Source organism: Leptolyngbya sp. KIOST-1 (assembly GCF_000763385.1).
In the GTDB taxonomy this organism is placed as follows: domain Bacteria; phylum Cyanobacteriota; class Cyanobacteriia; order Phormidesmidales; family Phormidesmidaceae; genus Nodosilinea.
In genome coordinates this window covers 15,310-24,646 of record NZ_JQFA01000004.1, presented here as the reverse complement: position 1 = coordinate 24,646, position 9,337 = coordinate 15,310, and the positions used below count along the sequence as shown (strand labels likewise).

At 60.3% G+C, this 9,337-nt stretch carries 11 protein-coding genes, 1 tRNA gene and 1 riboswitch; of the genes, 4 read left to right on the top strand and 8 right to left on the bottom strand.

Going from position 1 to position 9,337, the window contains the following annotated elements:
* Window positions 1-50: 50 nt before the first annotated feature.
* A complete protein-coding gene (locus NF78_RS17190; RefSeq protein ID WP_035990266.1) occupies window positions 51-911 on the top strand; it encodes a prohibitin family protein in 861 nt (286 codons plus the stop codon).
* 29 nt (window positions 912-940) lie between these two features.
* Here the strand turns inward: NF78_RS17190 and NF78_RS17185 are convergent, their stop codons facing one another.
* The 4 genes from NF78_RS17185 to NF78_RS29690 form a co-directional block, all read right to left on the bottom strand.
* Window positions 941-1,711, bottom strand: coding sequence for a helix-turn-helix domain-containing protein (locus tag NF78_RS17185; protein ID WP_225885360.1), 771 nt, complete (start codon window positions 1,709-1,711; stop codon window positions 941-943).
* 31 nt (window positions 1,712-1,742) lie between these two features.
* Window positions 1,743-2,528, bottom strand: a complete 786-nt coding sequence (locus NF78_RS17180; RefSeq protein WP_035990263.1) for a pseudouridine synthase — start codon at window positions 2,526-2,528, stop codon at window positions 1,743-1,745.
* A gap of 155 nt (window positions 2,529-2,683) precedes the next feature.
* Complete coding sequence (locus NF78_RS17175) at window positions 2,684-4,024, bottom strand: PAS domain-containing sensor histidine kinase (protein ID WP_035990260.1); 1,341 nt, start codon at window positions 4,022-4,024, stop codon at window positions 2,684-2,686.
* A gap of 193 nt (window positions 4,025-4,217) precedes the next feature.
* A complete protein-coding gene (locus NF78_RS29690; RefSeq protein ID WP_081972739.1) occupies window positions 4,218-4,388 on the bottom strand; it encodes a DUF4278 domain-containing protein in 171 nt (56 codons plus the stop codon).
* A gap of 40 nt (window positions 4,389-4,428) precedes the next feature.
* Window positions 4,429-4,484, bottom strand: a riboswitch (Glutamine riboswitch).
* Window positions 4,485-4,581: 97 nt separating this feature from the next.
* Here NF78_RS29690 and NF78_RS17170 point away from each other — a divergent pair.
* The 3 genes from NF78_RS17170 (at window position 4,582) to NF78_RS17160 (ending at window position 6,737) form a co-directional block, all read left to right on the top strand.
* A complete protein-coding gene (locus tag NF78_RS17170; RefSeq protein ID WP_035990257.1) occupies window positions 4,582-5,418 on the top strand; it encodes a creatininase family protein in 837 nt (278 codons plus the stop codon).
* 41 nt (window positions 5,419-5,459) lie between these two features.
* Window positions 5,460-5,531: transfer RNA gene (locus NF78_RS17165), tRNA-Cys, on the top strand.
* Window positions 5,532-5,663: 132 nt separating this feature from the next.
* Window positions 5,664-6,737: a hypothetical protein gene (locus NF78_RS17160; protein ID WP_035990225.1), complete on the top strand. Its 1,074-nt coding sequence runs from the start codon at window positions 5,664-5,666 to the stop codon at window positions 6,735-6,737.
* Between the two features lie 206 nt (window positions 6,738-6,943).
* On the opposite strand, the gene NF78_RS17155 is transcribed toward NF78_RS17160, so the two are convergent.
* The 4 genes from NF78_RS17155 to NF78_RS17140 all read right to left on the bottom strand — a co-directional run bounded on the left by NF78_RS17155 (window position 6,944) and on the right by NF78_RS17140 (window position 9,137).
* A complete protein-coding gene (locus NF78_RS17155; RefSeq protein ID WP_035990256.1) occupies window positions 6,944-7,180 on the bottom strand; it encodes a hypothetical protein in 237 nt (78 codons plus the stop codon).
* Window positions 7,173-7,460 carry a hypothetical protein gene (locus NF78_RS17150; RefSeq protein ID WP_035990253.1) on the bottom strand — a complete coding sequence of 96 codons (288 nt, stop codon included), beginning with the start codon at window positions 7,458-7,460 and terminating at the stop codon, window positions 7,173-7,175. Before NF78_RS17150 ends, NF78_RS17155 begins: the two co-directional genes overlap by 8 nt.
* Complete coding sequence (locus NF78_RS17145) at window positions 7,453-8,688, bottom strand: hypothetical protein (RefSeq protein WP_035990250.1); 1,236 nt, start codon at window positions 8,686-8,688, stop codon at window positions 7,453-7,455. The genes NF78_RS17150 and NF78_RS17145 overlap by 8 nt, the downstream gene beginning before the upstream one ends.
* A gap of 242 nt (window positions 8,689-8,930) precedes the next feature.
* On the bottom strand, window positions 8,931-9,137 hold the full coding sequence (locus NF78_RS17140; RefSeq protein WP_035990248.1) for a hypothetical protein: 207 nt from the start codon (window positions 9,135-9,137) through the stop codon (window positions 8,931-8,933).
* Window positions 9,138-9,337: the final 200 nt, after the last annotated feature.

Sequence of the window (9,337 nt, the reverse complement as noted above, 5' to 3'; positions counted from 1 at the left end):
TTCGCTCAATAGCCGATACCGTAGAAGGGCCGCGTATTTAGGAACTACCGTTGAAATCTTCGACTTTGAACTGGTCGCCTGTGGTGCTGAGTTTTCTCGCCATCGTTGGGCTGGCCCTGGTAACCAGCAGCTTTGTCATCATCAATCCCGGCCAGGCCGGCGTGCTCAGTATCCTGGGTAAATCCCAGGATGGGGCTCTGCTGGAGGGTATTCACCTGAAACCCCCCCTGGTCTCGACCGTAGATGTTTACGACGTCACGGTTCAGAAGTTTGAGGTGCCAGCCCAAAGCTCAACCAAAGACCTGCAGGACCTCTCAGGCCGTTTTGCGATCAACTTCCGCCTTGACCCCAACGAGGTGGTCAACATTCGCCGCACCCAGGGCACCCTGGAAAACCTGGTGTCTAAAATTGTGGCCCCCCAGACCCAGGAGTCGTTTAAGATTGCCGCCGCTCGCCGCACCGTCGAAGAAGCGATTACCCAGCGGGCTGAACTCAAGCAGGACTTTGACGATGCTCTCACCTCCCGCCTGGATAAGTACGGCATTGTGGTGCTCGACACCAGCGTGGTGGATCTGACCTTCTCGACGGAGTTTGCCAAGGCGGTAGAGGACAAGCAAATTGCTGAGCAGCGCGCCCGACGGGCGGTCTACATTGCCCAGGAGGCCGAGCAAGAGGCCCAGGCCGAAATTAACCGGGCTAAGGGGCGGGCCGAAGCCCAGCGGCTAATTGCCGAAACCCTCAAAGCCAAGGGCGGGGCGCTGGTGCTGCAAAAAGAGGCGATCGAAGCCTGGAAAGATGGCGGAGCCCAGGTGCCCAGGGTGCTGGTGGTGGGTTCGGGCAGCGATGTGCCATTTATTTTGGATTTGCAGCGCACCGAGGCCGAGGACGGGGCGATCGCCCAACCCGGCTAGTCCCGAATCCTGCTCGAAACAGCTGCTCCTTACCAGGCTAGGCTGATGGCCTCAGCGGGGGAAAAGGTGATTTCTCGCACCATCCCCGGCTGGCCCAGGGCTTCGGCCTGGCGATCGTTGTAGCTGACCATCACGCCACCGGCATTGCCGGCCCGAATGGTGAGGGCCTCATCCGCCGTCCACATGCGGGTATCGCCCGGCTGCAGGATGCCCTCGAACTCGGTCTTGCCATCGGAGGTGATCCGGAGCCAGGACTGCGCTGTCAGGGTCATTCTGACCTGGATGGGGGACTGGGGCTCCGCTGGGGCGGGGGCGGCAGTGGCAGGGAGGCTATCGGAGCCGGCTGAGGGAGCGGGCTGGGTCGTCGTGCCATCGAGCGGATTTAGCGGCGGCAGCACGGTGACCTCCGGGGCAGTTTGCCGCAGCACGTAGGAAAGCCCGCTGATGGCCGCAACCAGCAGCATGAAGTAAGCCCCGTAGAGGTGCAGGGGACGCAGCTGGGCTGCTGGCGTCTCTTTCCAGGAGCGCCGCTGGATGCGCGGCGGCGCAAAAAATTGACTGGCCAGGGTTTCGCCGTCGAGCTGAAGGGCGTCGCCGTAGCGGCGAATCAGGCCGCGAATGTAGACAGGCTCCGGCAGTGCCTCCAGATCACCTTGTTCGATCGCGGCCATTAAGCTGGCCCGAATCAGGGTCTTTTCAGCCAGGGCTTCCAGAGTTTTGCCCTGCTGCTGCCGTGCAGACCGCAGTAGAGCACCCAGCTCAAAAAGCTGCTCTCGGTAAACAGCATTAGGATCAACCAACTCTTTTGTCTTCATACAGGGAAAATCTAGCTCAAGACGGTGAATGGCTTACTGATGGTGGAGACAGCTTAGCAGGAGGAGCTGATTGAACCGGTGACTCTGCTAATAATGCCTCAATTTCGGCAGATGATAAAGCCCTGTGGGTTCCCACGTTGAGGTTACCCAACCGGACAGAGCCGACGGCGGTGCGATGTAAGTCTAGCACCCGGTAGCCCAGGGCCTGGACGACTCGACGGATTTGCCGGTTGCGGCCTTCCTGCAGTACGACCTCCAGCTGGGTATGGTTTCGCCCCTGGGCAGTCACCTCCACACGGGCTGGCCGAGTGGGGCGGTTGTCCAGCAGAATGCCCTGCCGCCAGGCCTCCAGGGCCTCTGGGGACATCTGCCCCTCCACCCGCACCCGATAGGTTTTGGTAATGTCGTGGCGGGGGTGGGTGAGCCGAAACGTGAAGTCGCCGTCGTTGGTGAGCAGCAGCGCTCCGGTGGTGTAGACGTCCAGGCGACCGACCGGGTGCATTCCGGCACTGTGAAGCTCCGATGGGAGCACGTCCAGAACCGTTGGGCGACCCTGGGGATCGGCGCAGGTGGACACCATACCCAGGGGTTTGTGCAGCAGCAGGTAGTGCTGGGTAGGGCGGTGGTGGGGCTGGAGGGGTTGCCGGTTAATCTCGATGCGATCGCAGTTGGGATCGGCCCGCTGCCCGAGGTAGGCCACTTCCCCATTGACCCGCACCTGCCCAGATTCGATCATCTGTTCGGCCTGTCGCCGCGAGGCCAAACCATACTGAGACAGAATTTTTTGCAGCCGCTCTGCCATGGGAAACGCGTGGGGCAAAGAACCCCGCCTAGATGACGCTATCAACTTAACCAGTATGGCAGCTATTGGGGAGGCTGAGTATAAACTCTCAGTTAGCTCAAATCAAGGCTATCGCTGCCCATATGAATTTTCTGCAATTTTTTTACGCGATCTAATTATTCAACTAGGGCTGTGACCGGCAGCTGTAGCTGTAGCCAACCACCCCCCAACTCGGGGTGGTTAGCCGCAGTAATCGTGCCGTTGTGGGCTTCGACAATTTGGCTGACGATGGCCAGGCCCAGGCCGGTTCCCCGACTGAGCTCAGTAGCCACGACCGGATCCATGGGGGGGAGATCGACCAGGGGATCGCTGCGACTGCGGGAGGGATCAGCGCGGTAAAAGCGATCGAAAATGTAGGGCAAGTCTTTGGCGCTAAAGCCCGACCCCATATCCAGCACCTCCAGGGTTATGGCGTCGGCCTCGCCATCGCCATCCCTGACCGGCTGCGGAGGCAGGTTTAACCGGACCAAAATCGTCGCTTGGCTGGGGCTGTGCTTGATGGCGTTGTCGATCAGGTTGAGCAGCACCCGATGAAACAGGGTTTCGTCGAGATTAACCAGGTAGCGGGAGGGACCTTCGTAGGTGAGGGTAAGCCCTTTGACCTGGGCCAGAGGCTCCAGGCTCACCCAGGCCCGCTGCACCAGCTGGGGCAGATCGACTGGCTCCAGGGTGAGCCCCCGAAACTGGTCGCCCTGGAGCCGACTGAGGTTGAGCAGGTCTTCCACCAGGTTGCTGAGCCGAATGGTCTCGTTGATCAGGCGATCGAGCCAGCGCCGCTGGCCGTCGTCGACTCGGGGCTGGAGGGTTTCAGCCACCAGCCGAATTGAGGTGAGGGGGGTTTTGAGCTCGTGGGCGACGTCGGAGGTCCAGCGATCGCGCTGCTGCACCAGTAGGGCGGCCTCCTGGCGGTTCTCCAAAAAGACTCCCACTTCGCCGCCCTCCAGGGGCAGGGCATATCCCCGCAGTGGATAGGTTGGCTCCTCCTTGGGATGCAGGGGGTCGGGTGAAATTTGGTAGAGCATCCATTCGCGCTGACAGCAGGTTTGCTTTTCACGCGTTTCCTCAATTAGCGCATCCAGCTCGTAGGAGCGGGCTACTTCGAGCAGCAGCCGCCGTCGCCGCACCGGCCCGGCCAGGGGTTGGTTCATCTTCAGCAGTCGGTTGGCCTGCTCATTGCACCAGATCAGCTGATTTTCTTCATCGACCTGGAGATAGCCGATGGGAGCCGTCTGCAAAATGCGCTCCAGGGTGTCGCGGCTAGTGCCCAGCGATCGCAGCTGCCGCTGCTGCTGGGGTTGAGTTTGCACCATCTGCTCAACCTGGCCCAGGGCCGTAGGCCAGTCGGTTGCCTTCAGCGTACCGAGCAGCCGCTGCTCGCGGTAACGCTGCCGCCCGCGCTGCCAAACTAGCAGCAGCACCCCCGTAGCCAGCCCCAGCAGATACGCGAAAATAGTCAAAAATTCACCTGGACGACGCGATCGGTACTATTTGATATAGTCCAAGCCTATCGCACAAAAAACACCCCGCCGAGGTGCTTTAGTAAAATAAAAATTCAGGGATTGGTAGTGACTACCCTTAAAAAAGCGCTGGCTCCAGCGGCGCAAAAATCACCGCTGGAGCCAGCACTTAGCCTAACCGGGCAAACTTGAGCTAGCGAACCACGGCCCCGCGGTACTTCAGACCTTGGGGATGAGCGGCTTTAGCCTGCTTCGCCACGTGGCGAGTAGCCACCGCACCGCGATAGCGGCCAATAACTTCTTCAGAAATAGCTACCTGAGGGGTAGCCGGTTCGTAATCAACGCCGCGATATTTCAAGGACATCTTTCGCCTCTCCTTAAATGAGTGAAGGTGTATAAACAGAGGCGCGTTCCTTCGAGCTGGAGCTCTACTTCCGTCTCTCGTAGAGAGATGAACGATTTGTTTCTGTATTCATTGTTACCGTTAGCTCCGGAACTGTCAAGCCGACCTGTCAAAGAACCCTAACATCTGAGTTGCTCTTAATTTTGCACACCCTATGCACAGCCCCCTGCCAGCCCATCGCTACTTTCCCTACCTGACCTGGACCGAGATCGAAGCCATGCCCGATCGCGAAAATGTTGTGATCGTGCAACCGATGGGGGCGATTGAGCAGCACGGCCCCCACCTGCCCCTGGCCGTGGATAGTGCCATCTGCACCACGGTTTTAGGTCGCGCCCTCGATCGGCTCGACCTGGCAGTTCCGGTTTACAGCTTACCGCCCCTCTACTACGGCAAGTCGAACGAGCACTGGCACTTTCCGGGCACCATTACCCTCTCGGCGGAGACGTTGCTGCGGGTGCTGCACGATGTGGCAGAGAGCATCTACCGGGCCGGATTTCGCAAGCTGGTGCTGCTCAATGCCCACGGCGGCCAACCTCAGGTGCTGGAGATCGCCGCCCGCGACCTGCACCTGGCCCACCCTGATCTGATGGTGTTTCCGCTGTTTGTGTGGGCGGTGCCCAACTGCGCCGGGGAGGTGCTCACCGAGAAAGAACTGGAATTGGGCATCCATGCCGGGGATGCAGAAACCAGCCTGATGCTGTCGATCCTGCCGGAGCAGGTGCGGATGGACCAGGCCCAGACTGAGTTTCCCCAGGGATTGCCCACCGATAGCTGGCTGACGATGGAGGGGGCGCTGCCCTTTGCCTGGGTGACGCGGGACCTAAGCGCTAGCGGGGTGCTGGGCGACCCAACGGTGGCGACAGCGGCCAAGGGCGATCGCCTGCTGGAGTCGTTGACCCAGGGCTGGGTGACAGCGCTGGAGGATATCTACCGGTTTCGCCAACCCCAGACCAAGCTAGATTTGCCGCAGGTCTCCCAGGGCGATCGCTAGATTGCCCGCCTTAGTTTGCTATACTCAGTAGCTGATAAGGTGGCGACATAGCCAAGTGGTAAGGCAGAGGTCTGCAAAACCTCGATTCGGCGGTTCGAATCCGCCTGTCGCCTTTGTTTTCATGCTCATTTTTGGGCTAGAAACACCGTAGACAGGGCGTTACAGCTCTGTTACGGTTTGTGTATTGTTGCTAGTTGTAGTTAATCGTTGCTAATCGAGCCTCAAAATCTAGGCAAAATTTAGGCATGGATTTTGCTGAGCGACTGAACCGGGCTAACGGGCGGCTGAAGGCCGCTAAGATCCGCGTGCGGCTGCAAGTGCTCAATCAGAAGCTCTACGCCCGTGGCACCTTCCCTCCGGCCCCTGGCAGCACCAAAGACGCGCCCCACCAGCAGCGGATCGCCCTGGGGCTACCGGCCAACCCCAGGGGCCTCTCTGTGGCCGAGGAACAGGCCAAAGCTATCGGGGTGGCCCTTGAGGCAGGGCGATTTGATTGGGGGGCCTACCGGGGCGCCCGGGCCGAAACGGTGGGTGATTGGATCGAGCGGTTCCGTCGCCGGTGGCGGGGCGCGGCGATCACCTGGCAGACCGACTACCAGCAGCCCTTTAACAAACTGGCCCTCGATGCGCCGCTGACGGTGGCCCTGCTGGAGCAGACCGCCGAGAAAACCACCGGCGAGGATACCAGGGCGCGGCTACGGGCCTGCAATGCCTATCGCCAGCTGGCAGAATTTGCGGGCCTGCCGGGGGAGGGGGTTGCCGTGCTCAAGGGCAGCTACAGCGCGACGGCGGTTGACCCGCGCTCGTTGCCCACGGACGAACAAATCGCCGGTTGGCGGGGCAAAATCACGGAGCCCGGTTGGCGGTGGCTGTTTGGGATGCTGGCAACCTATGGTTTGAGGCCCCACGAAGCCTACACCGCCGACCTGGCCGACTTCCCCACGGTGAGGGTTCACGCCGACACGAAAACGGGGGCGCGGTTTGTGTGGCCGCTCTACCCGGAGTGGGCCACCGGCTGGGATTTGGCCACCGTGACCATGCCGCCGCTGGCCAACATCGAAGGGTACAGCAATGCCCAATTGGGGACAAAGACCGCGAGGGCCTTCAATCGGCTGGGTTTTTGCCAAGCCTACGATCTGCGCCACTGCTTTGCGCGGCGGTGCCTTGAGTTTGGCTACAGCCCAGAGTTTGGGGCAAAGCTGATGGGCCACAGCCCCGAGACGCACTGCAAGGTCTATCGGCGGTGGATCGATGAGGGTACCTACTGGGCTATCTACCAGGCGGGTTTGCAGCGGGGCGATCGCCCGGTGGCTCCTTAGGGAAAAGGCGAAAATAATCGTCTTCAGAGATTAGGTAGAACTCACCAGTGACCATGATTAGTCGCGCATAGTAAAAATCACCCCCTTCGACTGTCCGATGACAGGAAGAGATGTTGGCCATATTCACCTGCACTGCCTCGGGTTTCCCGTTTTTCCCCGCCAGCCGATAGCACGTTACTGGCCTGATGTCTGGTTTTTCCATATTTTCACTGCCACAACTTAAACGACTCTACAAGGGCGCGTTCATCGACATCACTTTGCCACTTTTCCAGCCGCTCAACGTGCCACAGATAGGTGAGCCGGGCGGCGGTGGGATTTTTCACCTTCCAGTGATGGCCTTTCTTCAGTTCGCCGTTCTGGCGGGCGGTGGCCAGCACCCACCGGCTCACGCCCAGGCGCTGGCAGGCGGCGGCGGTGCTCAACCAGGGGGAGGGTTTAGTCATCGCCCTGGCCCTCCAACACATCGAAGATGGTTAGCTGTCGCTGCCGCTTTTGAAGTCCCAGCTGCCCGATCAGCCACACCAGGCCCCGCCGATTTAGTGTCCTGGGGTCGTTGCCATCGCACAGGGGCTTTAGATCAGCCCAGCGCTGGTAGCCCAGCTCAAGCCGGAGGACATCGGCCTGGACTATCAAATCGCCCAGGTATTCGCCGCCGGTGGCGGTGGGGTTGGCCGTCGCCTGCTGAGGGCCGCGATTTTGGCGGAGGATGGGGCGCTCACGCATAGCTGCCCCCTGTTGATAACCCCTCTCTCCCCCCTGCACCCCCCTCTTTCCCCCCCGGAGATAAGTTTTTTAAATCGGAGGAATCCAGGCTACACGTTTCATTCTCCCCCCATAAACCTGTAACAGACGCTAAATCAGCACTTTCGAGGCTTTCCCTGATCTGCGCCAAGATAGCGCCCATAGAGGCTGCATCGCCCTCTGGCTGGGCTGTTACAGGTTGTGCAGGTGGATCATCTCCTGGGGCCTGGTCTGGATGCCACAGATCGCGGTTTTTGTAGAGCGTGGTGGCGCTGCACCGGGCATAGCTGCACAGGCTGCTGACCAACTCGCGGATGCTGAGGCCAGCAAAGCGCACTGAGCGGATCGCCTCAGCTATTCGTGCCCTGGCATCGTTGGCGCGCTCCTGGGCGACGGCCACCAGCGATCGCCGCTCTCTTAGTGGCTCACTGCCCAGGGGCCAGTAATAGTTCTCGGCGGCTCTGGCCCAGACGCAGGCCCTGCGCCATATCTCGTGCTGGTGGCTGCACCAGCGCTCGTAACCGGGCCGCGAGGTGGCGATGCGCTCGACGTACTCGGCCAGCTCAACGCCACTGAGCCCCTCGAAGACACGGCCATAGCAGGCAAACTCTTTCAGCAGCTGGTTGGTCTGCCCTGCACCTGTCCACCCCTCGGCTATCACCAGCTCCAGGTCGTTGCGCCACGTTTCGACAGGGCCGGTGGCACGCTGCCGACGGCGGCGGTTGCGGCGGGCCACCACCAGGGCCTGCTCGAATGCGTCGCGGTCTTGGTGCAGTAGGGCGTTATCCCATAGGGCGAAGAACCGGGCCAGGTCGTAGGCTCCGTTCATGGGCTGGCCGTCGTCGGTAAGGATGCAGCTGCCGGTGGCGGGTTGCAGGGGCAGCCGGTGCCCGTTGTAGTTGCTGAACTCGCCAAGCCAGAATTTGGTGTAGGCCTTCATGTTGGGAAAGACTTCGCACTGGCCCCCGGCGATGTGGATGCCCTGGGCCTCAAGGGCCATGGTGAGGGCACAGGCCACCGAGAATGTGGCGTAGGCTTTGGGGAGGGGGCAGTAGATGTGGACGCCGCCGCTCCAGCTGCTGCGGAGGGTGATCGTCCTGACGATGCCGATGGTTTCTAGGGCCTCTCGCACCAGGTCGAGCTGGTCAATGTAGGGGGAGTGCGCATCGATGTCGACCAGGCCATATTTAGTGGTTGAGCCAAACCGCACACCGATGACCTGAGAGGCATCCTGATACCGTACCCAAAGGCTTCTAGGCTTGATGGGGTATTTCGAGTTGGTTGACCATTTAGTGTTTGTGGCGCTATCTTCTAACGAAGCTTCGAGCCAGTTCCAGCGGTAGCTGAACAGCTCACATAGCCTCTGGCCGAGGGGATGTTTTGGAAGGGGTTCCATAAAGTCTTCTCAATAACGACGACGGCGATCGCTCACTCAGGGGCGATCGCCGCTTTTTATGAACGGGCCAGCAGTTGGCCGACTAAATCCCAGTGCCCTGGGATGACCTCTCCCATACAGGAGCTGGCCCAAGTCATGCCCCTGTCGTCTGGTCGGCCAATGGGAGAGGCGGTATCTAGCGCAATGGGGCGGGGGCCTTTAACCAGCCCGTAAACCCACAGGCGCTGCTGGTCTGGCTCTATCAGGCCAAGCTCTAGTTGCATGTAGACTCCTGGGTTAAACGACAACGGCGATCGCACCCTAGAGCGCGATCGCCGTTTTTTTGTGCTCAAGTTTTGTCCGAAATCGGCTGATTCACGGGGATTACACGTGTTGTTGAGATAATGCGATGGGAGCTGAAGACGCCAATCTAACCAGCCCCCATCGTTGTTTATCGGAGCTAAGCGAACTGCCTAGTGGGAAA

What these genes read in the sequence shown, in the direction of transcription:
- NF78_RS17180 (WP_035990263.1), bottom strand. Translation starts at nt 2,528, where the DNA reads ATGGCAGAGCGGCTGCAAAAAATTCTGTCTCAGTATGGTTTGGCCTCG.
- NF78_RS29690 (WP_081972739.1), bottom strand. Translation starts at nt 4,388, where the DNA reads ATGTCCTTGAAATATCGCGGCGTTGATTACGAACCGGCTACCCCTCAG.
- NF78_RS17170 (WP_035990257.1), top strand. Translation starts at nt 4,582, where the DNA reads ATGCACAGCCCCCTGCCAGCCCATCGCTACTTTCCCTACCTGACCTGG.
- NF78_RS17160 (WP_035990225.1), top strand. Translation starts at nt 5,664, where the DNA reads ATGGATTTTGCTGAGCGACTGAACCGGGCTAACGGGCGGCTGAAGGCC.
- NF78_RS17155 (WP_035990256.1), bottom strand. Translation starts at nt 7,180, where the DNA reads ATGACTAAACCCTCCCCCTGGTTGAGCACCGCCGCCGCCTGCCAGCGC.
- NF78_RS17150 (WP_035990253.1), bottom strand. Translation starts at nt 7,460, where the DNA reads ATGCGTGAGCGCCCCATCCTCCGCCAAAATCGCGGCCCTCAGCAGGCG.
- NF78_RS17140 (WP_035990248.1), bottom strand. Translation starts at nt 9,137, where the DNA reads ATGCAACTAGAGCTTGGCCTGATAGAGCCAGACCAGCAGCGCCTGTGG.